Consider the following 25,452-nt stretch of genomic DNA (forward strand, 5'->3'; position numbering starts at 1 on the left):
AGAAGCAATTCTGCCTCGTTCAATTTCAGTTAAGTGCTGTCCTTTTTTGCGAATTATGGTATTCTGTTGATGCATCAAGACGAAAAACCTCTTTCATTGTTAGTGTCGGAACTCCAATGATAACTGATTTTTCCGTCTTGGTGTTTTTTATTCAGATTTTCTTAAGGTGGCTAACTTGATTATAAAATTCGCCAAAAGATAAGTACCGTATCCCACCAAAAAAATATGATTGCGACCAACCTAGGGCCTGGGGGGTGGAGGAAAATCGCCGTCAGGTGTGAAATTCCACTTAGCGGTTTACCGCTTAGTGGAAGACTCGTATTGGAGATCGTCGAAGTGCTCTTCTTCGAGGAGCTTCAATCGACGTCCACACCGTTCCACGGCGCATTTTCCGGAACCCCCCAGACCCGGCAGTGAACCTCCACCACATCAACCTATACAAATAAAAATGAAACACAAAAAAGCACAACCTCAAAAGAGATTGTGCAATAATTCAAAAACCTTAAAATCAAAAACTACTCAGACCGTAAAGCAGTAGCAGCATCCTTCTTAGCAGCCATCTTAGCAGGAATATGCCCACCAATCACAGTCAGAACCGTACTAATAATTATCAATATCAAAGCATGTACCGGATTCAACTGTGCCACATTAGAAAGATCCGTCATCCCCTTCAAAATAGCATTGATAGGGAACGTAGCTAGCCATGCGATAATCACACCTAACAATCCAGAACCAACACCAAGAATAACCGTCTCAGCGTCGAACACCCGAGTGATATCTTTTTTACGAGCACCGAGGGCTTTCAAAATACCAATTTCTTTAGTTCTTTCAAGCACTGAAGTGTAAGTTATGATAGCGATCATGATCATACTTGTTACTAGTGAAATACCTGCGAAGGCTACTAGTACGTATGTGATAGCACTCATCAATCCACCAGTTAGGTTAGAAACTTGTCCAGCTAAGTCAGTGTAAATGACTTTGTCAGAGCTACTCTTGCCCTTGTTGTACTTGTCTAAGTAATCAAGGACCTTATCTTTGTTCTTGAAAGTATTAGGGTAGATCAAGATACTTGCTGGAGTAGTTGAGCCACCTAAGGCACTAACTAGAGAAGTCTTCGTATCTGAATCGACTGAAGCACCAGTTAAGACGTTTGAATCGCTAGATTTTTGGGCCTTAACGATGTCAGAGTTCTTGTTAGTTTGGATAATGTCTTTCGTCAACTTGTCGCTGTAGGCGATACCTGATGAAAGAATGTTTTCTGATGATTTTGATTTAACACGCAAAATACCAGAAATGCGAAGTGTCTTGTTATTTGAGTTGTTGTATAAACTACTCATATTTGATGATGGAGAATAAGTTCCACCATCATTTTCTTTGTAATAGTCATTGTTAGAAACAACTTTGAATTCTGTACCAACGATCTTGTTGTAGTTCAACTTTTGACCGTCTTTAACTTTCATACCGATGTTCTTCAAAGCATTGATGTTAGTTGAATTGTCGCGGTCAACAATCAAGACAACGTCATTTTCGCTTTTTGGCATTGAACCAGACAAGACTTTGAAATGCTTCTTCAAAAAGTCGGCTCCACCGTTAGAAGTTGAAGGGTAGACTGATACTCCGACACCAGTTGATGAGGCCATAGCAGCCGTCGACATGCTGGCAGTAGCGTTATCAGAACTAGCATTGGAGAACTGGGCTGTTTTGACCTTGCCGTTTTGCTTAGTCAATAAATTCATACCCGTTGTGTAAGTGTAAGTAACATTCTTACTCAAGTCAGTATCAAGATCAGCTACGTAATTCAAGTAGTTCTTTGTCAGCTTATTCTTGTGAGTCATTTTCTCTTGTTGACTAAGTTCAGCTTTAACTTTATTCGACTTCGAAGTTTTCTTCTGAGTCGTCGTTGTTGCCGTTGTCTTAGAAGCAGTTTGTGAGATAGTTACTGGGAACTGAGCCAAAGTATTGCTTTGTGTCTTATCGATCTGCTTTTGGAAACCAGATGATAAGGCCAAAACGATGGCGATACTAATGATACCAATACTGGAAGCAAAAGCCGTCAAGAAAGTCCGAGCTTTTTTCGTCTTCAAGTTGGTGAAAGATAACTTCAAGGCTGTCCAAAAAGTCATTTTAGTTTTCTTTAGTTCGAAAGTATCTTTTGAAGCGTCTTCTTGGTAAGGATTAGAATCGTCTAAGATCTTACCATCAGCAAAGTTGATGATTCGATCGGCGTATTCTTTAGCCAAAGTAGGGTTGTGAGTAACCATGATGACTAGACGTTCACTAGAAAGTTCTTTGATCAGTTTCATGATCTCTTCACTAGTTTCAGTATCTAGGGCACCAGTTGGCTCATCACAAAGCAAGATCTCAGGGTCATTGGCGATCGCACGAGCAATAGCTACACGTTGCAATTGACCACCAGAGAGCTGGTTCGGCTTTTTATTCATGTGAGGGCCTAAACCAACACGTTCCAAAGCCTCAGTCGCCTTTTGTTTCTTTTCGGCGTTAGGAACACCACTAAGCGTCATTCCCATTTCGACGTTATCAAGGATACTTAAGTGACCAATGATGTTATAACTTTGGAAAATAAAGCCAACGGAATTGTTACGGTAAGCGTCCCAATCAGAAGCACTGAAATCTTTGGTCGATTTACCGTTGATGATCAAGTCACCAGAGTCATAAATGTCTAAGCCACCGATACCGTTGAGCATTGTAGTTTTACCAGAACCAGAAGGTCCGAGGATAGCTACAAATTCTTGTTTACGGAAGGAAACGGAGACGTCATCTAATGCTTTAGTTACTGAATCACCGACATAGTAATACTTTTTAATATGTTTTAATTCAAGCATTTATTCAGTTCCTTTGCTTTTTATTTTATATTGTCACAATTATTATGTTACATTACCATTATTGCAACACTATGTACAAATAATAAAGATTATGAAAGAACAGTTCAACCACCAGTTTGCGACATTGTGTTTTTAAATAAACAAATTAGTAAAAAGTGTTGAACTAATGGACGGACAAATGGTAGGAGTTAGAAATAATCGACGCGCAAAATATACGCAGCAAATAATCAAAGAAGCGGTCTTGTCATTGCTACAAGAAAAGCCAGTCGAAGCGATCACCGTGACCGAAGTTTGCGAGCTGGCAGACATCAATCGAACGACTTTTTACCGGTATTACAAAGACATTCCTGACTGTGAAGAACAGATCGAGACGGAGTTTATCGACTCTTTGAATATTCCTGAAGAGTTCACGCCATTTCAGTCGTTGGAAGCCTTGCTATCGCTGTTTTATGAGAATCCCAAACTGAGCAATTTGGCTTTTGTTGAAGGAAAGACGCGGCTTTTGGAAAAGATGCACCAAGTCCTAGCTCCCAAACCACGACCAGAAAATAGTGTTAACTCGTATCAAGGAATCTACGTCATGGCTGGCTTGCAAAATGTTTTAAAAAGCTGGGTCAAGCAAGGGATGAAGGAAAGTCCTCATGAACTGACGTGCATTATTGAACGTTTGTTATTTGCTGAAGACATCCGACCGATGAAAAAATATTCTGACTATCAAAAATATCTCGATCGATCTGAATTAGACTCTTAGAGTTGATTTGATACTAATAGGAAGAATTGTTCAAAAAATCGTCTGCTTGTTTTTTCTTTTTAGAGTGTTAATTGTGTGATTGAGTTTCTTAAGACATCGAAAAATTCGTAGTAATTGTATAATTTATATAATAATATTTCCTTAAAAATGCTCTCATATCAAAAATTATTTTTCGATATGAGAGCATTTTCTGTTATATACACCATAAATTTGAGCTGTTATTCTTGGGTCAATAAATGGTATAAGGGGGAGTATCAATTATGAAAACCGTTAGCAATCTTCTAACAATTTTGTTCACGATTTTTTTGCCAATTATTGCAATATTGTGTTTAGGGGTCCCGTCGATCGTCAAGGCTGTATTAGTAGCCGCCTTCTTGTGGGGATTTTATCAACTGATGAAGTATTACTTCCTAGCAAAAGCGCTGACGTGGAATAGATATTATTTTTGGTACATCAAACGACTTTTGACGTTCAAGGAATTTCGGACAGCCGTCTATCATATGAGTGACCATGATCACCTGCGTTTGCAAGCGTTGCTGTCGAGTACAGAATACGATAAGGTCTTGAAGGTTTTTCCAGAAGACAAACGAGGGGAATTTCTGGAACTACATCAAAAGACCTTTCACCAACATGCTTTTACTAAACACGCATTTTAATTAATGAACTTGAGTTTTACTCAAAAAGAAAAAGTCGGTGGATTCACCGGCTTTTTTTGTAAAGATAAATTAATGTCCCGAGCGAGATCAGGGAGATTGCTGAGCTGATCTTTTGTACTAAGGTGTAGTGGTATTGGACTGTCACCGTACCTTGTTTCTTCAAGGTGATTTCCGCCAAACCGTTGGGACTTAGCTTTGGTGTCGTTGAATGACCTGGTCCCGTTACTTGAGCTTGATAGCCTTTGTAATAAAAAATCGGCAGTTCAACGTTAGTTTTTTGCTTAGCATCAAAGTGGAACTTGATGATGTGCGTGTTGATGGTAGCGTTCGTGATGTTTACTTTTTTATTATCGTAATGCAATTCACGTGGTCCGTCTGTTTTGACGTATTTATAATTAACATTACTTGGTAAGTATTCGTGACCGGCACCGATCAAGTAACTGCTGATGTGGTTATAAGATTGGTAACTATTTAAACGCCAATATGATTGTTGAACGGTGTTTAATCCAAGTGTCAGACTGAATAATATTACGAGGGAAACCATCGCGGTCGTGACATATTGTTGTTGGAATAAATGCAAGTCGTCGTTAGCGATGAAGTAGGCAACTATAAGTGAAATGATCGAGAAGTAACGCCAAGGAAATTGGATCATTGCAAAAGGTGTTTTTCTGAGATCAAACCATGGGAAGTATTGACTACAAGCAATGAATAAAAACCAAGCTATGATGGTCAAGTCGAGATTTCGTTTTTTTGCTAAGTTGACGAAGGAATAAATTATCAAACCAAATAAAATTACCGTTCCGATATTAACGGTGTTGGCGTGAAATGGCTGATTATTTGCGGAATTTATAAAGAGCTGGTTGAGTGGCTGGCTTTCGTTATAAATGTGGATCAAGGGATGAGTCGACAAGGTGAAGTCCATGTGCAGTATTTGCTCGATCACGGGGGCGTAGACGGCGAGGGAAATACCGATCGTTAACAAGGCAGCTTTGGCGATGTCCTTGATTTTTTCTACGTTGAGAAAAGATTTTAAATTCAATAAGACGAAAGCAACGGCGAAACAAACGGCCATGAATAACGAGATCAAATGTGACCAAGCTATGCCACTCATGGCGATTGTTAGGTAGTACCACTGGGTCGTTTTACCTTTTTTGAGCCTGATCAATTCTGCCAAGAGTAGTGGGAAAAACATCATGCCCATAAGTTCGCCGAAGTCGTCACGGCTGTACAAAACTTGTAGCCGATAAGTGCTGAGGGTATAAACGAACGTAAAGATGAGGTTGTTTTTGAAGGCTAAGTCGAGCCGTTTACCAGCCCAATAAGTCAGGCAAAAGGTTGCGAAGTTCAGCTCGACCATCGTGAACAAGTATGTGATCAAGATGGGAACGTGTAACAACCTTAAAACGGCTGAAGGATAGAGGAAGATGTCCGGATAAAATAAGCTAGCAGCGTAACCCATTCCGCCGGAAAAGTAGCCATCAACTTTGGGGAAAAAGTTAAAATGACGAAATTCGTTGGCTAGTGCTTCGATCCGGTTGATGTGGAAACGATAGTCACCGGTCGCGAAGGAATATCCTGGATGTAGGTTGATGAAGAGTACTACTAGGATGCTGATTAGTAAGAAGAAGGTATATAGGTATTTTTTTTGTTGTAGTTTTTGCGATATTTTGTCCATAATTCGCCCTGCATTTCTGATTCTGACGAAATTATATCTTTAATAAAATTAACAATAATATCTATTTATACTAATAAATGTTATTGATTATGGATAAAAAAATCCCAAGAAATTTCTTGGGATGGTGGATATTATTTTGTTACTGTATTTTGAGTTATGCGTTTTTGGATTTAGATTGTGGATGATTGCCGACTCCGGGGACCGGGGATACAGCCGCTGGAACGTACCCGACGCGATTTTGAGCTATCCGAGAAGTTCACTCGGACATCTCAAAACTCGGTCTTCTTCTAAGCGATGGAATCGCTAAGAAGAATTTGGGTACTGAGGGCTGTATCCCCGGTCCCCTCCGTCTAGATAGTGTGACAATATTCTCTTTTGGTGGTGGTGACCGATTTAGTTTGATCAAGTTGGCACTTTTTGCGCGTCCTATTTTTTGCGGTCTATCTCAGTTTCTATGGTTGTTTGCAAAGCAAAAGCAGAAAACCAAACAAACAAAAAAACAGACCAAAGACAGACAAAAAAAATAGACCATAGCTAAGCTGAAACGGAACGACTGATTTTGTGACGGTCTAAATATTATTTTTGTTCTATTTTAAATTTTGGGATTGTTATGTTTGCGTTCGAGTATGGTCGAAGGTATAGAGTTGTTTTTGTAAATACGAAAGAAGGATTTTTTGATGACTAAATTGAATGAAACTTATGATTTGAATGATGGTACTAAGATTCCTAAGGTGGCTTTTGGTACTTGGCAGATGGCTGCTGAAGATACTCGACAAGCTGTTCTTGAAGCTTTGAAGGCTGGTTATCGCCACATTGATACTGCTTTGGCTTACCAAAATGAAAAAGAAGTTGGGCAAGCTGTTCGTGATTCTGGTATTGATCGTAACGAAATTTACGTTACTTCGAAACTTCCTGGTGAGACTAAGACTTATGAAGGAACTTTGAAGGATTTTGAGACTACTTACAACAATTTGGGTCTTGATTATTTAGATCTTTATTTAGTTCATGCTCCATTTCCATGGGATGAAATGAATAAGTCACAAAATATTGAAAAATATGACAAGGCTAATCAAGAAGTTTGGAAGGCTATGGAAGAAATTTTGGCTTCTGGAAAAGTTAAGTCTATTGGTGTTTCTAACTTTAATGTGCACGATCTTGAGAGTTTGCTTTCGACTGCTAAGGTTAAACCTGCTGTTGATCAGATCCAGTATTATGTAGGTTACACTGAGCCTAAGATTTCTAAATTTGCTGCTGATAATGATATTTTGATCGAGGCTTATTCTCCTTTAGCTACTGGTCGTATGCTCAGCAATCCTACTGTTACTCGGATTGCTGATAAGTATGGTGTTAGTGTGGCTCAGTTGGCTATAGAATTTGTCGTACAAAATGGTGCTTTGCCATTGCCTAAGGCTACTCATAAGGAACATATTTTGGATAACGCTCGTTTGGATTTTGTTATTTCTGATGATGATATGAATTCATTGAATGGCATGAAGGATTCTGCTGTTGATATGTATCATCATGGACGTCAGGAGTAGGATTTTAGCATAAATGTAAGAGAGTAGAGACAGACAGAAGCGTTTTATTTTGTTGGTGCTTGTGATTTTGGTGTTTGTTGGGATAGAGGAAGTACTTTATGTCGATGTTCACTGCCGACTACGGTGCCCGGGGATACAATGAAGGAACGTAAGTGCTGACGCACTTGCGCAACCGAATTTGGTGGTGGCTACACCACCGAACAACCAAGGTCGGGAATGCACTCGACACGATTTTGAGCTACCCGAGGAGACCACTCGGGCATCTCAAAACTCGGTCTTTCACTAGGCAATGAATTGCCAAGTGAAATTTAGGTGCTGAGGGCTGTATCCCCAAGCACCTCCGTCTAGATAATGTAACAATCCTCCCTATTGGGGGTGGGGACCGAATTTTTTTGATCAAATTGGCACTTTTGGCACGTCCTATATTTTGCGGTCTATCTCAATTTTTATTTTTGTTGGTAAGACCTAAATCAAAACTAAGGGCAGATCAAGGACTAAAATCAAAGTCGAAGTCAGAACTGGTGTTAAAAATAAAATCGGTGCTCAACTTTAAATCACTGTTTGGTTAAAACCTAATTTAGCTTTCAAATTGAGTTCAAATTTGAAGGCTTTTTTTGGAGCTCATTAAATTTGATCGTATTTTACTGTTGGTTATCATAATTTTTTTGTAATACTTATTTTTGTTGTTATGACGGGATTTTGGTTATATTTTTCATGAAATTTTTGCTTTTGCTTAATCAAATAAATTGACGTTTTGGGCATTATGCCATGTAATAGATGTGCACCAAAAAATTTGTTAAATAATTTGGAATCGAGGCTTTGGTTATGTATTCAGATTTGAATGGAAAAGTTGCTGTTGTTACTGGAGGTTCTAAAGGGATCGGTAATGCTATTGCTAAGCGATTTGGTAATGAGCATATGTCCGTTGTGATTAATTATCATAGCGACAAAGCCGGTGCTCAAGTTGCCGCCGATGCTGTTGAGGCTGAAGGTGGTCGTGCTGTCATTGTTCAAGCTGATATTAGTTATGAAGAGGGTGCCAAAGCTCTGTTAGATGCTGCCATTGATAATTTTGGTGGCTTGGATGTGTGGGTCAATAATGCCGGTATGGAAATTAAATCGCCTACCCATGAATCTACTTTGGATGACTGGAAAAAAGTTACTGCTGTCGATCAAACAGGTGTTTTTTTAGGTTCGAAGACAGCTTTAAATTACTTTGTGTCAAACAACAAAAAGGGCAATATCATCAACATGTCCTCAGTGCACGAACAAATCCCATGGCCAACCTTTGCTAGTTACGCTGCAGCAAAGGGTAGTGTAAAACTATTTACCAAGACTATTGCCATGGAATATGCCGACCGCAACATTCGTGTCAACGGAATCGGACCCGGTGCCATCAACACACCAATTAACGCGGAAAAATTTGCCGATAAAAAGCAATACGACGAAACAGTATCAATGGTACCAATGAACAGAATCGGAACTCCCGAAGAAGTAGCAGCCGGAGCAGCCTGGTTAGCATCAGACGAATCCAGCTACGTCACAGGAATCACGTTATTTATTGATGGAGGAATGACCCTATATCCTGCTTTTAAAGATGGGGAGGGCTAAAAAATCAGAGAGCGGAAGGCGACGGTCAGCTGCTGAGGATTAACGCGGGTGGTCGAACAAGGTGCGGCGAAGCCGTGCCTCGACCACCTGTGTTAACCGGAGGCCGCTGTCGCCTGGAGCTCGTTTCCACTATCAAAAAATCAAAGACGAAATAACATCAACCACAAACTTAGTTAAAAACAATAAAGTTTCCGATACAAAAATAAGGAAACGGATAAGTACAAAACAAACTACTACCAAATACTCCGAAGAAGAGTAGAATCCTACCAGGAAAATCCAAAGAGGAGCAGAACTTCATCAAGGAAACCTACCACAGGAAATCCAAAGATGAGAATGCTCCAAACAGGAACTTCAACAACAGGGATTTCCAACCAGAAGTACAAGCACCAAAAAAATTACCACTGGGAATAACCAAAAGAAAAAAAATCCCATCAAAAAAGAAAATCACCTCGGGATCTAAGAAAAGGGAGTAATCCCAAAAACTACCAAGAACATTAAAAAAACTACCAAAAACTTTTTTGATCAGACTCCGGAGATCAAAAAGTTCAAGATAAAAAAATGAGCCAAAGAAAAAAAGACAAGGTAAACTCCAGCAATTCAAATTGCGAGTTAACCTTGTCTTTTCTATTTCAAACACAATTCATGACTAAGAATAGCCGATTCCGGATCAACCGGATTAATCCCATCTACAGAAACAGCCTGCAGAAATTTTTTGATCAATGGCTCAAATCCGCGACTAACGAGCGTCCGTTCCCAATCGGGACGATATTTTTCTTCTACGATTCCGCTGTGATAGACGGATGCTTTATTCAAGTCAGTCACTACTTCACGCTCGTTCAAACCTTGAACGGTAACTTGTTCCAGATTTACACCACTGTGCATGTTAGTAATGACCGTAGCCCGACAGTCGGCAGTGTCGACCGTTAAGTAATATTGATCGAGCAAATCATCGGAAGTAACGATCCGTGATTCTGCGTTTAAAATGGTTTTATCTCCAAGCAAGAATAGGGCTGTATCGACCGAGTGGATCGCTAGGTCAAAAATCGCATCCTTTGGACTTTGATCGACATCTTCCCGCGTTTTTTCAACGGTGATCGATCTCTTGTCAGGTATTTGGGCGAGCTCCTGGTTGAATGGGGCAAAGCGCCGATTGAAGCCACAAGTTAGCATTAAGTTTTTTTCTTTAGCTAACTGATACAAGCGTCTGACATCAGCAATATCATCCGAAACGGGCTTGTCGACGTAGACGTTGATGCCTGAATTCAACAGCTGCTCGATGATCTGAGCGTGTGTCGAGGTAGGTGTGTGCACAAAGACTGCCAAAGGTTTTTCAGATATTAATTGGTCCAAAGTTTGATGCAAGTGAGCAAAGCCGAATTGGTTCTGCAGTTTTTCGCCCTTTTCTAAATTACGAGTAGTCAAATGCCATTCAAATTCATCTTGAAGACTGGCCATTACTGGTAAATAAGCCTTTTGGGCAATATTGCCAAGTCCGATAACACCGATTTTTTTCATAAAAAAGCCTCGATTCTGCATGATATAGACAGCTTATCATAATTGTTATATTGATAAATTCTAATTAACGCAAATTTTAATTAATAAAAATATTGTCCTAAAAATATTAAAAAGATAGAAATCCAAGAAAAAATCGTAAGACGAAAAAAATAGTTAAGTACCAGTATCCAACTAAAACAGTCTAAGCAAGAAAAAATAAGTACCGTACACTTACAAAAAAATGATTATTGCACACCCTAGGTCCTGTGGGGGTGGAGGGAATTCGCCGTCAGCCGCGAAATTTTCGTTTGCACGGCATGGGCCGTGCTTACGAAAAGACCCAGCTTTGAGATGTCCAAGGTGGGTTTCCTTGGATAGCTCAAAGTGGGTCCGCAGCGTTCCACGGCGCAATTCCCGGAACCCCCACAGGACCGGCAGTGAACCACCACCCAAAATCCCACCACAACAAAAATCAAACACAAAAAAACCGACCAAGTAAGACTTAGCCGGATGAGATTACTTAATAAATGTTGCGTGACTGTCTTGGACCCATTCGTTAGTTGATACACGATAGTATTTATGTCCTTGATACTCACGAGTTTGGTCAGTGATCCATAGTGTGTCGTTTGAAAGGCCACGGTTACCGTCGAAGGTCTTACCGTTTTCTTTGAAACCAACTAATGGAACGATGGAGCTGTTGGGATTCTTAGCTTTGATAACGCGTTGCTTCGTGTCTTCAGAAACGTCAGACTTGAGCTTGATATCATCAGCTTTGATGTATTGTGTTGTCGATACTTGGTAGAAGATCTTACCGTCAGATGTTACGACTTTACCAGTTGTTTTCCATGATGAACCAGCAGCTAAGATTTGCTTTTCTGGGCGATCTGGATTTGCTTGATGATAAATTTGAGCTCCGTTTGGATTAGTGATCACACCAACGTCATCCATTTTGAAAAAGTCGCCATTTAGTGGAGCTTCAGAACCAGCATCAACGTCTGGTCCTTGAACGGCATTGTCAAAACGAGTCAAACCGTAAGTATCGATCACATTGTTCAAGACTGCTGCATAGTTAGGAGCAGTGGCGTATCGACCTTGCAACCAGCGAGTTGCGTCACGGTATGAGTTAGTATTTTCTTTCCAAGTTCCTTTGTAATAACCATTTAGACCGTAACGCAAGAGGGCACCGTTGTCGTCAAATGATTGTTCGTAACTAGGATATTTTCTAAAAGCAGCGTTGATCGTGTACCAACCGTATTGAGGGCTGTATTCACGAGTTGGCATGTAAACGGATTGTCCGTTGTAACTACCTTTGATCCCAAAAAGATTATGGTTAGGGTACATAGCTAAAGTAGAACCACCCCAACCAGATTCAATGATAGCTTGTGCCATCATTACTGAAGCATAAACGTTGTAACGTTGAGCCGACTTTTGAGCCATAGGTCCAGCTAAGTCGATGAAAGCTGAAGATGACATTCGAGACATAGGTGCAGCTTCGCTGAATGATTCAATATCAGTCGAATGTGCAATATTTTGATCAGGTTCAATTTTTTTCGAACCTTCTAAGATGTTGTTATCTTTTGAGCCGTTGTTACCGACTAATTCGGCGTCACTTTCGGCTGGTAAAGCAGAATTTTGGTCAGCAGCGATGACAGTAGTGTCTTCACTAGTTGAATCAGTAGTAGATGCTGAAACGACTGTTGGCACCGCTACTGATGCCATAGTATTTAAAATTGCCACACTAGTTAATAGCAAGCTTTTACGCATATATATAAATCCTCCAAATTGATGTGCTAGTGTAGAATACAAAAATTTAAAGCTAGCTTCAACCAGATACGATGTATTGTAAAGACTTGTTCATATAACTGTAATTTATTATGGATATTATAATTCAATATTTATAAATAGATATTAAAAAAAGCATGTTCAGCTTTTTATAAAAAGCCGACATGCTTATTTTGCCTCTGTTTTCAGACTTTCCTTCTCGTGGATATTTGAAGGTTCGAATGAATCGGGCTCGTGATTTTCCATTATTTCAGCATAATGATCAACTTTGAATTTGATCGTTGCTAAATGTTGTTGCAACTCTTTGATCTCATTGATGGTCCGTTTTTGTTGATCGAGCATGATCTGATAACGTTCAGGAACAGTATCTTCACCCTCGACAACGAGATTAGTATAATTTTTGATCTGATCAAGTGGCATGCCAGTGCTACGCAAACAAGTGACCATTTCCAACCATTCAATGTCAGAATCGCTGAAAACGCGATTGTTGTTTTTGTCTCGTTGAACAAAAGGCAGCAAGCCGTGATCGTGATAATAACGAACAGTATAAGTAGTGAGGCCAGTCTTTTTAGCTACTTGTTGAACCGAATACGTTGCCAAAAGGATCCCTTCTTTCTATTAAGTTATAGTAACTCGAAGATGGTTCTATTTTACACTGAATATTAATAAATACAAATTTTATATATAAAAAAACTATTGGCAAAAAATTAACCAATAGTTTTTTAAAAATTAATATGTGTCATTAGTATAAAAAGTATGATTGAGACCACGGTCATCGTAGTCAGTATTATCAGGATCAGAGAAAAAGTCCTGATTGTATTTGTTCAATTTAGTTTCCATATTATCGACCTTCGAAGTGGAAAGATCGAGTGATTTCCGCAAAGTATCAGAAGCCTTTTGCAATGACTTAGTTGAAGCAACTTGGTAAGAACTACCATTGATCCAAGCAGTTTTTTCATCCAATTGTTTGGACTCAAAGTTATTGCCGACCATGTAATACTTCACAGGCAATAAGTTCATCTCATTATCAGTCATATCAGTAATAATCTCCGGACCGACCGTCTTGATCAAAGAAGGCAACTGAGTCAAATACTTAGGAGATTTCAGCTTTTTAATAACGCCCTGCAAAACTTCTTGCTGACGCAACTGACGCCCATAATCCCCACGAGGATCACCATAACGCATCCGAGCATAAGTCAAAGCCTTCTTACCATTAAGATGATGTTTACCCTTAGGAATAGTAACACCGTCATAACTGACCTTAATTGGAGTATTAATATCGACCCCATCAACAAAATCAACCGTCTTCTTCAAAGCCCGCATATTAATAGTAACCGTATAATCGATCGGCACATTCAAAAGAGCAGAAACGGACTGCTTAGCCATCTTATTAGAACCAATAGCATAAGCAGAATTGATCTTCTGAACATTCTTAGGCGAATCCCCAACCATCTCAGCCATAGTATCCCGAGGAACAGAATACATCAAAACCTTCTTAGAATTAGGATTAATAGTAAGAACCATAATAGTATCAGAATTCCCCCGATCAACCCGACCATCGGCACCAGTATCAGCACCCAAAAGCAAAACAGAAAAAGGCTTACCATTCTCGATCTTAGAAGAAACACTCTTCTGAGTATTATGGATCGACTTCAAAGCATTAGTATTAGCTTTATAAAAAGCATAACCACCACCAGCAACGATGGCGACCAGAATTAGTAGAACAATTAAAACACGTTTAAAAATTTTCATAAAAATTCTCCACTGAAAAGCTCGAATATAAATTCGTTCAACATTAAGAAATAAATTTAACACAAATGAGTAAATAAATAAATGTATAAAGAGTTAGGCTATAGCCAATAAAAAGCTGAAGAAGGTGGAGAACAATTGAGAAAGCAGAAGAAAAAAAGTGAAAAATAAAAATCAAGCTTAGGAATACAAAAGAGCGGAGAAGTGAATAACAACCGCGAGAGTGCGTTAACAGCACGCGAGCAGAAAAAGGAGATTTTGCTTTAACTTTGTCTAGTTTAGGTTCTTGAATTTGAGTTTGATTTTGATCTTACAAACCAAGATAGAAACTGAGATAGACCGAAAAATCTAGGACGCACCAAAAGTGCCAATTTGTAAAAAATAAATCGGTCCCCATAATAAAAAAAGGGGATTGATGCATTATCTAGACGGAGGGGCCCGGGGATACAGACCTCAGCACCGTGTCAGGTGCGTTCCAGCGTCTGTATCCCCGGGCCCCGGAGTCGGCAGTGAACCACCAACCAAACTACCACCTCCATCCCACCAAACAAACATCAAAACATCAACCAAAAAAAACGCTTCTCGTCCGCCAAAAACTCTCTCACCTCAAGAAAAAAAGCACTCCCCAAAAAAAGGAATGCTTCTAACTATCAGCCCTGCGTAACCCAAGCTTAATCTGGCACTCAGGACAAAGTCCGTAAACCTCCATATGATTACCAGAAATCATATACCCAGACAACTCAGCAGTACGCTTCTCAAACTGCTTCTCATCCTTACCAAAGCCCTCATAAGTAACATCAACGATCTTACCGCAGTTAGTACAAATAGCATGATAATGCGGAGTACCAAAGTAATCGTAATGAGTACTACCATCACCATTCTGCAGCTCGATCACAAGTCCTCGTTCGACAAAAGTATTCAAAGTATTGTAGATGGTAGATGCACCTAAATTGGGAAGTTCCTTACTTAAAGCAGCATGAATGGTATCCACAGAAGGATGGTTATGATGACTAGCCAAATAAGACAAGATCAAATGACGTTGTGGAGTCACACGGAGCTTATTATCCTTTAAAACTTGCAAAGTTTTATCTGCAACATTCTTTGTAGCCATAAGAGTTCTTCCTTTCTATTTATCTAGTTTCATTAAAACACCTTTTTGATAATGATTACAAGTTAATTGTATTTCTCATTTAAAAATCATTGCAAATTGAAAGCGATTGATTGAGAAAATCTTACAAAAAATAGACGTTTATAGTTTACTTTTATGAATAGTAACGTTAATATAGAGTCGATATTAGATAATAACCATTCCAATCTAGCGAAAAACGACATTTTAGAAGACCGTTTAAAGGGAGCGAGTATTATGCAAATTGCTAAGAAGAAAAAGAGAAGTTTAGCTGAAAAGATCAATGTCATGCGTGCCAGTGTTATGGGTGCCAATGATGGGATCGTTTCAGTTGCTGGTATCGTTATCGGTGTTGCCGGAGCGACGAATAATAATTATGCTATTTTTCTTGCCGGTATCGCCGGTATGTTAGCCGGAACAATTTCTATGGCGATGGGTGAATGGGTCTCCGTAAGTACTCAAAGAGATTCCGAACGTCGTGCCATTGAAAAAGAATCCGCAGCCTTAGATGCTAATTACGACAAAGAATTTAACTTTATCAAAGACAAGTACCACAAAACCGGGATCCCGGCTGAGTTAGCTGAAAAAGCTACTCGAGAAATGTTAGAAGGCGACAAGATCGATACCGCCGTCAGAGAAAGATATGGCTTTAATCCGAAAGAAAAAACTAGTGCTATCGCTGCGGCCTTAGCCTCAATGATCTCATTCCCATTGGGATCTTTACTTCCACTATTGTCGATTACATTATTCCCTGAAAAAATCAAATTGATTGCAACTATGGTTGCGGTCGTGATCTCTTTAGTAATTACCGGATACACAGCTGCTGTTTTAGGTAATGCTAATAGAGGGAAGGCTGCATTAAGAAACGTAGTTTCTGGTCTTTTGACCATGGGCGTTACTTATGGCGTCGGATTACTATTTGCACACTAATTATAGAAGGGACTAAGTTAGATGAAATCAATGAGTATTTCAAGACTAAAGAAACAAAAACAAACAATGGCCGAACGGTCAAACACATTACGTGCCGGAGTTTTAGGTTCTAATGATGGTATTTTAACTGTTGTCGGTGTGCTATTTTCCGTTGCCGTTGCTACAACTAATCAATTTACGATTTTTATCGCTGGATTATCAGATTTGATAGCCTGTGCTTTTTCAATGGCTTCTGGCGAGTATGCTTCTGTTAGTTCGCAAAAGGATACTGAAAAAGCCGTTGTTGAAAAGGAAAAAGTTTTATTGAAGCAAGATTTTCAAAGCGAGCTTGATGCTGTGGCTAAGTTTTATATGGATCGTGGCGTTACTTCTGCTACTTCTTATGATATTGCTAATGAGCTGATGAAGAAGGATGCTTTGGGGACTGTTATTCGGGTTAAGTATGACTTGGAATTGGGACATTATATGAGCCCTTGGAACGCTGCTTTTTCTTCATTGGTTGCTGCTTCTGCTGGTGGTATTTTTCCTTTGGCTGCTATGTCGCTTTTGCCTGTTAGCTTGCAGTGGCAGGGTACTATTTTGGCTGTTATTGCTTCTGTGGCTTTGACTGGATATTTGAGTGCTAAGCTTGGTGATGGTTTGGTTAAGGTTGCTATTTATCGTAATATTATTGTTGGTATTATTACTATGATTATTCACTATTCTGTTGGTATTTTGTTGAAGTAGTTTTATTTGTTTTGTTTGGCTGGCTTGTTGCCGGCTATTTTTTTTGCCTTGAGGTGAGAGAGTTTTTGGCTGACTGGTTGCGTTTTGCTTGGGTGATGTTTTGATGTTTGTTTGGTGGGATAGAGTTGGTAGTTTTGGTGTACGTTCACTGCCGACTCCGGGGCCCGGGGATACAGACGCTGGAACGCACCTGACGCGATTTTGAGCTACCCGAGGAGACCACTCGGGCATCTCAAAACTCGGTCTTATTCTAAGCGATAAATCGCTAAGAATAATTTAGGTGCTGAGGTCTGTATCCCCGGGCCCCTCCGTCTAGATAGTGCAACAATCCCATTTTTTTGGATTAGGACCGAGTTTTTTTGATCAAGTTGGCACTTTTTGCGCGTCCTAGGTTTTGTGGTCTATCTCAGTTTCTACCTTGGTTTGTGAGATCTAAACCAAAACCAAAATCAAAATCAAAATCAAAATCAAAATCAAAATCAAAATCAAAACCTCACTCTATGTTTTCTTTTCTTTTGGGCTCGCGTGCTCGTTCCTCGCACTCTCGCAATGGTAGTGCATTGGGTATCTATTTTTGTTGGATAAACTTGCTGCAAATTTTATAGTGATTTTTATCCTTATCCTCAAGGATGCTGAAACGAGCTCCGGCACACAGCGGCCTCCGGTTAACACAGGTGGTCGAGGCACGGCTTCGCCGCACCTTGTTCGACCACCCGCGTTAATCCTTAGCAGCTACCCGTGTGTCTCCGCTCTCTGTGCTTGCTCTCTTGTATTTTCCCTCTATAATTTATACAATGGGTACTTAGAAAATTATACAAATATATTGTTTTTATTTTGGAAGGTAATTTTATGATTTTTAAACACAGAGATGAGCGCGGGGTTTCTTGTTTTGTTTGGTTTTTGTTGTTTATTTTGTTGATGTCAGCTGTGTCTTTGCGGGCTAGCTGGTTGTTTGATATTGATGAGATGATCCAGGGGTTGATGGTTATTAAGGCTGGATCGGTTTTTGCTTATTTTTATCGATTTGTGGCTTTGTTTGGTAGTCCTGTGGCTGTTTTGATTTTTAGTGCTATTATTGCCGGGGTTTTTATTTTGCAAAGGGAGCGGGTTACTGCTTTGTGGATTGCCTTTACTATTTTGGGAGGCTATTTCTTGGCTTACTTGATCAAGAATTTGGTTCGCCGGGCTCGGCCGGATCATGATATTGTTGGGGGAGCTTTTGGTTTTAGTTTTCCTAGTGGACATGTTTTTGGATCGACTATTTTGGTCTTGTTCGTGTTGGGGATCTTGGTTCCGCGGATTGTTGAGTCGGGGAATCGCTTTTTGATCCGGGTTTTGATGATCATTTGGTTGGTCATTATTGTCTTGTCGCGGATCTATTTGCGGGTTCATTATCCTTCAGATGTTCTTGGCAGCTTGTTGCTGGCCTTTGGTTGGTGGAATTTCTCGCAGCTGCTTTACTTGCATTTTTATCAAAAAGCTAACAAAGTGTTGAAAGATTCTTAGTCAAAAAATTATTTCAAAATAAAATATTAAAAAAGCGATGTGCCGATTTATTTCGGTCGCATCGCTTATTTTTTGCATAATTATTTATTTTGATAATAGTAGATCTACTAGTGGTTTGGCATCAATTTTGCCTAAGTTAGCTGCTAGATCAACTGATTCTAAGGCCTTAGTCAGACCATCTTCATTGAAGTCAGCTCCGGTTAAGGCTTTTTCGATCAAGTGGATGTCGCCGCCTGTGATGAAGTCACCGTAAATATTGATGTCGGTGATCTGATTGTTTTCTAAGTTGAAGTTGAAGGCTACGGTCCCGATGTCGAAATGTTTGGAAACATAGTGCGTGAAACCTGGATTTTCACCGTAGTTCCAGGCATCTGTGTCATATTTTCCTTCCAAACGGGAATCGATTATCTTCCAATCTTCATCAGTTAGCTTGTAAGTTTCGATGTCTTCTAGGGAATCGGCATGGAAGATGCGTTTTAATAATTCTTCTTTGAATTGATCCGCATTCATGCTCTTGAAAGGTTCGTCTAAGTATTCTTTGATGTTAGTGATACGCTTGTTGACGGACTTAACACCTTTAGATTCTAGTTTGTCTTGTTCAGGAGTTAAGACTTTGCTGGCAGTATCCATGTCGAGGTCGAACATTAATGTTCCACCGGCAGCATATGAATGACCGACTTTGAACATTGTCATTCCTGAGAATTTCTTGTCATCGACTACGATGTCGTTTCTGCCACGCATTTCTACATCTTTGGCACCCATGTCGTGTAGGGCATCGACGATTGGTTGTGCGAAATAGTCGTATTCGCCGAAGTGGTCGTCGTTATCGATCACGATATTTTCAAAGACTAAGTTACCAAAGTCGTGATAAACAGCACCACCACCGGAAGTTCTTCTAACTAATTGGATCTTTTTCTCCTTTAAATAGGGGAAATTAACTTCGGCGTAGGCGTTTTGATGAACACCAACAATTACAGATGGGTTATTGATGTACATGATCAATCCGTGACCTGGCAATTTTAAGTCGTTGACTAAATAATTGTCGAGCGATTGATTAACGATCGCGTTATAAACCGGCTTTCCGTTTCTAGATGTATCGATGAAAAACATACAAACACTCCCTCTTAAATTGACATGGTTTCATTGTAAGCCATTTCACCGAAAATCCAAAACCTAAACGTTTGGCGTTAAAGCTTTAACGATTGCATCAATTGTATGCTCTAACTCGACTTTTTCATCGAATTTCATATCGGGGAAGATCAAGTAATGCTCAGCAACATAGCCAAAATAAGCTGAAAAAATCGTTCTCCAAATTTCACTGTTCATCCAATCGATCATCAAGTTCCGCTTTTTCAAGTCATTTAAGACGTCATTGAAACTCTTGATGTATTGATAAGGAACAGCCTTGACCATTTTGTCACGGATTCGCAAGTCATAAATGAATTCATCGACAAAAATTTTGATCACATCGACGTTTTCCTTAACAAAAATATTGCGGTTGTGAATTAAAGCCGAAATGAAATCATGAAGGGATTCATAACGTATTTGCAAAGTTTCTTCCGAAAACTCATTAACTAGTTGAGGCAGGATGTTACGAGAGAGGGGATTTAAAATCGAAAAAAGCAGTTCTTCTTTATTTTTGAATTTTTTAAAAATACTACCTTCAGAAACGCCGGCGTTTTCGGCAATTTCTTTAGTACTAGTGTTGGCGTAGCCTTTTTTGGAAAAAAGCTCGATTGCCGATTTGAAGATCTTTAGTTGTTTTTCAGTCAATCCATGAGTCTCAGGAGAGTTTTCGTAAATACTAATAATGTTATGCATGATGAACACCCTTTCACAAGTAATACTTCTATTTTAAAACAAAAAAGGTCAAATAGCCCGCGTTATTGGCTATTTAACCTAGTAGGAAAAATGAAAAGTGTAGAAACTATGCTTCGTGAGTATTATGACTAGACTTGTCGATGCCGTGGTATCCAATGTAAAATTGGATAGCAGCTACAATAATATTAATGTAGTTGAGGGCATTGAACCAAGTGTCGATGCCGCCGACTTTCGTTGCAGCAAAGTATACCCAGAAACCAACGACGATCGCAACGACGTTGATCCAAGCAAAAGTCTTTTCAAGGTTTGAGTTATCCATTACAAACCACATCCAGATAACATTGATTACAAACCAAACTGCCAAAATCCAAAACATTGTCGTAAACATAATAACCAACCTCTATTCTATATAATTTCTAAAAAATGTTGCGGGTGAGTACTCACTATCTCATCTGCAACTTAAATATAACACTATCAGAGACGATGTCAATAATATATTTAATATTTTTGTACTAAAAAATAATCAAGTTTAAAATTAACAACATAATAATTATATCAAAACAAAACAAAGGAGATAACCATGGCAAAAACAGCCCAAGTACTATTAGTGATGGACATGCAAAAAGGCTTTTCCGACGCCTATCATTTCAATGAATTAGTCGAGAAAATCAACCAACGGATCGAGGAATATCAAGAAGTAGGTGCACCAGTGATCTTCATCCAGCATACCGAAAAAGGATTATTGCCAGGCAGTAAAGAGTGGCAATTAGCAGACGAACTACTAGCAACGCCAGAAGACATGACCGTGCAAAAAACACACTTGAATGCTTTTTACAAAACAGAGCTCAACGACTTATTAACGGATAATGATCTAAATCAGCTAGAGATCTGTGGCTTGCAGACGGAATACTGCGTCAACGCGACGATCACCATGGCACACGGTTTAGGCTATGACCTATACATGCAGCCGGAAATGACGACGACATATGACAATGAATTCATGACAGCATCCGAGACAATCACCTTTTTTGAGGATATTTGGGGCAGTAATTTCTTGACATTTATATAATAATATTTTTAAGAATATATATGTTATGAACATATTTTGTGCAATTACCATTTCAGGGGACTATAATAGAATCTGTGGGAGTCTAGTCTTTCGAATCTAATGAAAGGTAGCGAAAATATGCAGGGATATAAAAATTCAGCAGATCTGATCGAACACTTGAAAGAGAGCTATCAAAAGTTCATCAGTGAATATGAGGGAATTTCTGACAGCGATGCCGACGACAGAATCGATCAAGTCGACAAAACTCCACGTGAAATGTTGTCATATCAAGTAGGTTGGATCCACATGATCCTCTCCTGGGAAAAAGCCGAGGAAAGCGGACAAGAGATAACCACTCCAACGCCAGGATACAAATGGGATCAAATGAGACAACTGTATGACGACTTCAACGTCAAGTATGGCAGCGAAGGTCTGCAAAAAGAGGAACAAGAATTAGGTCGAGTAGTAAAAGAGCTACTAGAATGGGTCGATAAGATGCCAGAAGATGAGCTGTTCCAACCGGGCCAAAGAAAATGGGCTACGACCAAAGCAATGTGGCCAGTTTCCAAATGGATCCGGATCAACGCCATCTCGCCTTTTACTAACTACAGCCGCCAAGTTCGCAAGTGGAAGAACTTCACTACGAGAAAGAGCGAGGCGCAAAACGCCTAATTATTAATATAAAAAAAGCCGAAACGGGTTGTGTTTCGGCTTTTTTGATTGGTTTTGGTTTTTGGTTTTGGTTTTGGTTTTGATTTTTGGTTTTGATTTTTGGTTTTGTGTTTGATGATGTTTTCGGAAGGATGATGGGTGGAGGCTGGTTCCCGGTTCTGGTGGGGTTCCGGGAATTGCGCCGTGGAACGCTGCGGTCCAACTTTGAGCTATCCAAGGAAACCCGCCTTGGACATCTCAAAGCTTGACCTTTTCGTAAGCACGGCCCACGCCGTGCAAACGAAAATTTCGCGGCTTACGGCGAATTCCCTCCACCCCACCAGAACCTAATTGGGAGCAAAATCCAAATTTTTGTGGGGGTTACGGTACTTATTTTTACAGTAGAATACTGCTTTGGTTAGTTTGGATTCGTACTTCTTTTTCGGTGTCTTACAATTTTTATCTGGTTTTTATCTTGTTGATTTTTGTTTGTTCTATCATCGGTTGCTATTTTATGATTGTTAAGATGTTCTTGATATGAATATAATTTTTCCTTTCTCAATGTTTAACTTAAACGGTAAGACAAGAAAATAATGAAAAAAGCTACGTTCTCGTTTTTTGGAGATCGTAGCTTTTGTTGTTGATATTTAATTTATCATTATTTGTTATCTGGGGGGAAGGAGTTATTTGTTGATTCGGTGGTAGTTTTGGTCGAAGTATTTGCCGTTTCTGATATCGTTGGGCATTTCTTTGTATGGGGCTTCTGAAATTACATCTTCGTTGTTTTGACCTGCTTCACCCATGTAGGTGATGTTGGCGAATTCTGGGACGACTAGTTTGGGATATGTTTCGTATTTTTCTCTAGATTCTTCCATCAAGTCGATGTGTTCATTTTGGTAAGTCACGGTGATCTCAGGATGTTCTTCGACCCATTTAGGGAAGAAAATTGTTCCGTGAAGTTTCTTTTCATTTGGCATGAAGTCGAGTGCGACATCGGTGCCTGTTGGTTCAGTCCAAGAAATTTTATAGATGCCTTCAGTCAACATAACAATGTCAGCTTCTTGATCAGTGACCCAACGTCCACCAACCATTCCACCGTGGATCCGGTAGTCAACAGTATGGTCATTTTTGGCGTACCATTCATATTCCCAGCCATTATCATAAGTATAAATAAAATGTGTTCCTAAAAAGTCGTCTAAAGTCTTAAAAGTTTTTTCAGTCATATGCATTCATCTTTTTAAGGTAATTATTAACATGTAAATAATTACATGTTTTTGTTTACTGGATTAGAGTATACTCATCACAAAGCAAAGTCAAGGGAGCAATTTAAAAATGGCACAAAAAAATAGACTCCAATTCATAATCCTAGGATTGCTAAACATAGAGTCTAAAACTGGCTACGACCTAACCAAGGCCTTCGACAGTGACATCGGAGAATTTTGGACCGCCAACCATAGTCAAATATATCCGCTACTAAAAAAGATGGAACAAGAGCAACTAATAACCCACCACGAAATTCAAGCCGGTCCCAAACTAGTAAAGAAAAGTTACGACATTACCCCCAACGGAAAAGAACTCTTCGAAAAATGGCTAAAAGAACCCTCAGAAGCAGACAATAGTCACGATGAATTCATCTTAAAGCTATACTTCATCGACAGCAAAACCTCACCACTACTACCAGAAATGATCAACGAACAAAAACAAGCCCGTCAAGAAAAATTAAACCACCTAAAACAACAAATGAAAGATAAATTTCCCACCGAAAAGACTAAACAAAATCAAAACGGACATTATAACGTCCTAAAACACGCCATTCAAAGAGAAAATGATTACCTAAAATGGTTGGATGAAATTAAGTAGAAATATCAAAAAGAGACTAATTCACACGAATTAGTCCCTTTGCATTTTCTAAGTGAACGAACAGTATCAAGATAGACGAATAGTAAACAATCAATAAAAATGAATAAGGGGCTTGATCTTGATTTTGAACTTACTAACCAATGTAGAAATTGAGATAGACCACAAAAACTAGGACGCGCACGCAGTGCCAACTTGATCAAAAAAGATCGGTCCCAATCAAAAAAAGGAGGGGTTATGATTACCTCTATCTAGACGGAGGGGCCCGGGGATACAGTCCTCAGCCGCCAAATTCTTGTTAGCGGTTTACCGCTTACAAGAAGGCTCGTATTGGAGATGTCCGGGTGAACTTCCCGGATAGCTTCAATCGATGCCGGCAGCGTTCCAGTAGCTGTATCCCCGGGCCCCGGAGTCGGCAGTGAACCACCTCAACACAAACTACTACCACCATCCAAATAACCACCCAAAATCACAAACGTCCAACCAAGCAAAATGCTTCTCGTCTGCCAAAAACTCTCACACCTCTAGGGTATAAAAAAAGCTTCTGATCAAAATACAATCAGAAGCAATTAAATCTAAGTAGGAATAATATCAATCAAGAAAAATCCAATAACACCAAGCAAAATCAGTAAACTAAAGTTAATAACCGAAAATGCGGCCATATACTTACCAACATTCTCCTTAAAGTAAAACCGATACTGCTTAAAAGCAAGCAAGTTAGCCAAAGAACCAACCACAGTACCCAAACCACCAATATTAGTACCAAGAAAAATAGCATGAATATAGTTAGAAAACTTAGAAACCAAAATAGTAGTAGGAACATTACTAATAAATTGCGAAGTAATGATCGAAGTAAGGTAAGTACCAGTCTTCGTCTGGATCAAACCAGACAAATGGTTAACGATCGAAGGATCTCGGTTGATGTTACCAACGGCGATGAAGAAACACATAAAGATCAGCACGATGGAATAATCAACTACTTGTAAAATTTTTGGATTGATGAAAACTACTAGTAACAAAGCGGCTACTAGTGATGACCAAATTGGGATAACTGAGAAAATTCCTAAGAAAATCACGATGGTTACCATCAAAGTTAGTGTCAAATGTGGCATGTTGAGCTCAACGGAAGGAAGCTTGTGGAGCTCGATTTTTGTTTTTTTAAAAAATCTAGTTACGATGAAGACTACGATGAAGTTGATGATCGTAATTGGCGTTGACATAACGAAGAATTGACTGATGCTCAAATTGAAATGTGTCAAGATGAACAAGTTATGCGTATTACCAAACGGCGTGAAAATACTACCGAGGTTTGCCGCTAATGTGATCAAGATCACCGGATAGATCGGATTGATCTTCAGGCTCTTGGTGATCTTATAAAAAAGCGGAACTAACGTTAAGATCGTAACATCGTTAGTCAAAAACATCGCGCCGAAAAACGATAAACTACCTAACATAAACATTAGTTGTTGAGTCGTTTTGGCGCTTCTAGTTAAATAAGCTGCATAGTACTTAAGTAAATCAAGGTAATCATAAATCTGGATAATTATCATCATTGAAAGCAATGAGGTAATAGTTTTCCAGTTAATATCTGAAAGCTGTGGCGGACTGATAAAAGATGTAATGATCGCGGCCGCACCAGCGATCCACAGCACCTTGTCCGAGAAAACTCGTTTTAAGACATTCATATA

Annotated in this window: 22 protein-coding genes; 10 read left to right on the top strand and 12 right to left on the bottom strand. The window is 39.4% G+C overall.

Annotation, left to right across the window (positions count from 1 at the left end):
* Window positions 1-515: 515 nt before the first annotated feature.
* Window positions 516-2,843, bottom strand: coding sequence for an ABC transporter ATP-binding protein/permease (locus EKM69_RS07455; protein WP_125709723.1), 2,328 nt, complete (start codon window positions 2,841-2,843; stop codon window positions 516-518).
* A gap of 166 nt (window positions 2,844-3,009) precedes the next feature.
* On the opposite strand from EKM69_RS07455, the gene EKM69_RS07460 reads away from it, so the two are divergent.
* Both EKM69_RS07460 and EKM69_RS07465 read left to right on the top strand, forming a co-directional pair.
* The gene (locus EKM69_RS07460) at window positions 3,010-3,594 is read left to right on the top strand and encodes a TetR/AcrR family transcriptional regulator (protein ID WP_225423861.1); all 585 of its coding nucleotides are present in this window, start codon (window positions 3,010-3,012) and stop codon (window positions 3,592-3,594) included.
* Between the two features lie 260 nt (window positions 3,595-3,854).
* Window positions 3,855-4,250 carry a hypothetical protein gene (locus EKM69_RS07465; RefSeq protein WP_125709725.1) on the top strand — a complete coding sequence of 132 codons (396 nt, stop codon included), beginning with the start codon at window positions 3,855-3,857 and terminating at the stop codon, window positions 4,248-4,250.
* Window positions 4,251-4,293: 43 nt separating this feature from the next.
* Here the strand turns inward: EKM69_RS07465 and EKM69_RS07470 are convergent, their stop codons facing one another.
* Entirely contained in the window at window positions 4,294-5,925 is a 1,632-nt protein-coding gene (locus EKM69_RS07470; RefSeq protein WP_125709727.1) for a glycosyltransferase family protein, read from the bottom strand.
* Between the two features lie 677 nt (window positions 5,926-6,602).
* Between EKM69_RS07470 and EKM69_RS07475 the strand changes: the two genes are divergently transcribed.
* Complete coding sequence (locus EKM69_RS07475; protein WP_125709729.1) at window positions 6,603-7,463, top strand: aldo/keto reductase; 861 nt, start codon at window positions 6,603-6,605, stop codon at window positions 7,461-7,463.
* An 825-nt stretch (window positions 7,464-8,288) separates the two neighbouring features.
* Window positions 8,289-9,074, top strand: a complete 786-nt coding sequence (locus EKM69_RS07480; RefSeq protein WP_125709731.1) for a glucose-1-dehydrogenase — start codon at window positions 8,289-8,291, stop codon at window positions 9,072-9,074.
* Between the two features lie 624 nt (window positions 9,075-9,698).
* On the opposite strand, the gene EKM69_RS07485 is transcribed toward EKM69_RS07480, so the two are convergent.
* From EKM69_RS07485 to EKM69_RS07505, 5 genes are all read right to left on the bottom strand, one after another.
* A complete protein-coding gene (locus EKM69_RS07485; RefSeq protein ID WP_125709733.1) occupies window positions 9,699-10,589 on the bottom strand; it encodes a Gfo/Idh/MocA family protein in 891 nt (296 codons plus the stop codon).
* Window positions 10,590-11,084: 495 nt separating this feature from the next.
* Window positions 11,085-12,332, bottom strand: a complete 1,248-nt coding sequence (locus tag EKM69_RS07490; protein ID WP_125709735.1) for a glucosaminidase domain-containing protein — start codon at window positions 12,330-12,332, stop codon at window positions 11,085-11,087.
* Window positions 12,333-12,518: 186 nt separating this feature from the next.
* The gene (locus EKM69_RS07495) at window positions 12,519-12,950 is read right to left on the bottom strand and encodes a MerR family transcriptional regulator (protein WP_125709737.1); all 432 of its coding nucleotides are present in this window, start codon (window positions 12,948-12,950) and stop codon (window positions 12,519-12,521) included.
* A gap of 129 nt (window positions 12,951-13,079) precedes the next feature.
* Window positions 13,080-14,102 (bottom strand): LCP family protein, encoded by a 1,023-nt coding sequence (locus EKM69_RS07500; protein WP_125709738.1) that lies wholly within the window; start codon window positions 14,100-14,102, stop codon window positions 13,080-13,082.
* 640 nt (window positions 14,103-14,742) lie between these two features.
* Window positions 14,743-15,210, bottom strand: coding sequence for a Fur family transcriptional regulator (locus EKM69_RS07505; protein ID WP_125709740.1), 468 nt, complete (start codon window positions 15,208-15,210; stop codon window positions 14,743-14,745).
* Window positions 15,211-15,462: 252 nt separating this feature from the next.
* Between EKM69_RS07505 and EKM69_RS07510 the strand changes: the two genes are divergently transcribed.
* The 3 genes from EKM69_RS07510 to EKM69_RS07520 all read left to right on the top strand — a co-directional run bounded on the left by EKM69_RS07510 (window position 15,463) and on the right by EKM69_RS07520 (window position 18,387).
* A complete protein-coding gene (locus EKM69_RS07510) occupies window positions 15,463-16,155 on the top strand; it encodes a VIT1/CCC1 transporter family protein (RefSeq protein WP_125709742.1) in 693 nt (230 codons plus the stop codon).
* A gap of 21 nt (window positions 16,156-16,176) precedes the next feature.
* The gene (locus tag EKM69_RS07515) at window positions 16,177-16,881 is read left to right on the top strand and encodes a VIT1/CCC1 transporter family protein (protein ID WP_125709744.1); all 705 of its coding nucleotides are present in this window, start codon (window positions 16,177-16,179) and stop codon (window positions 16,879-16,881) included.
* 849 nt (window positions 16,882-17,730) lie between these two features.
* On the top strand, window positions 17,731-18,387 hold the full coding sequence (locus EKM69_RS07520) for a phosphatase PAP2 family protein (RefSeq protein WP_125709746.1): 657 nt from the start codon (window positions 17,731-17,733) through the stop codon (window positions 18,385-18,387).
* Window positions 18,388-18,471: 84 nt separating this feature from the next.
* On the opposite strand, the gene EKM69_RS07525 is transcribed toward EKM69_RS07520, so the two are convergent.
* The 3 genes from EKM69_RS07525 to EKM69_RS07535 form a co-directional block, all read right to left on the bottom strand.
* On the bottom strand, window positions 18,472-19,497 hold the full coding sequence (locus EKM69_RS07525; protein ID WP_125709748.1) for a lipoate--protein ligase: 1,026 nt from the start codon (window positions 19,495-19,497) through the stop codon (window positions 18,472-18,474).
* Between the two features lie 63 nt (window positions 19,498-19,560).
* Window positions 19,561-20,208: a TetR/AcrR family transcriptional regulator gene (locus tag EKM69_RS07530; RefSeq protein WP_125709750.1), complete on the bottom strand. Its 648-nt coding sequence runs from the start codon at window positions 20,206-20,208 to the stop codon at window positions 19,561-19,563.
* 106 nt (window positions 20,209-20,314) lie between these two features.
* The gene (locus EKM69_RS07535; RefSeq protein ID WP_125709752.1) at window positions 20,315-20,596 is read right to left on the bottom strand and encodes a hypothetical protein; all 282 of its coding nucleotides are present in this window, start codon (window positions 20,594-20,596) and stop codon (window positions 20,315-20,317) included.
* 192 nt (window positions 20,597-20,788) lie between these two features.
* On the opposite strand from EKM69_RS07535, the gene EKM69_RS07540 reads away from it, so the two are divergent.
* On the top strand, window positions 20,789-21,277 hold the full coding sequence (locus EKM69_RS07540) for a cysteine hydrolase family protein (protein ID WP_125709754.1): 489 nt from the start codon (window positions 20,789-20,791) through the stop codon (window positions 21,275-21,277).
* A gap of 99 nt (window positions 21,278-21,376) precedes the next feature.
* Window positions 21,377-21,928: a ClbS/DfsB family four-helix bundle protein gene (locus EKM69_RS07545; RefSeq protein WP_125709756.1), complete on the top strand. Its 552-nt coding sequence runs from the start codon at window positions 21,377-21,379 to the stop codon at window positions 21,926-21,928.
* 662 nt (window positions 21,929-22,590) lie between these two features.
* Here EKM69_RS07545 and EKM69_RS07550 read toward each other — a convergent pair.
* Window positions 22,591-23,130, bottom strand: a complete 540-nt coding sequence (locus EKM69_RS07550) for a phenolic acid decarboxylase (RefSeq protein ID WP_125709758.1) — start codon at window positions 23,128-23,130, stop codon at window positions 22,591-22,593.
* 109 nt (window positions 23,131-23,239) lie between these two features.
* On the opposite strand from EKM69_RS07550, the gene EKM69_RS07555 reads away from it, so the two are divergent.
* Window positions 23,240-23,767 (top strand): PadR family transcriptional regulator, encoded by a 528-nt coding sequence (locus EKM69_RS07555; RefSeq protein ID WP_125709760.1) that lies wholly within the window; start codon window positions 23,240-23,242, stop codon window positions 23,765-23,767.
* Window positions 23,768-24,339: 572 nt separating this feature from the next.
* On the opposite strand, the gene EKM69_RS07560 is transcribed toward EKM69_RS07555, so the two are convergent.
* Window positions 24,340-25,449, bottom strand: a complete 1,110-nt coding sequence (locus EKM69_RS07560) for an SLC13 family permease (protein ID WP_125709762.1) — start codon at window positions 25,447-25,449, stop codon at window positions 24,340-24,342.
* Window positions 25,450-25,452 lie beyond the last annotated feature (3 nt).

Origin of the sequence: Companilactobacillus zhongbaensis (assembly GCF_003946515.1) — a bacterium.
Classification (GTDB): Bacteria; Bacillota; Bacilli; order Lactobacillales; family Lactobacillaceae; genus Companilactobacillus; species Companilactobacillus zhongbaensis.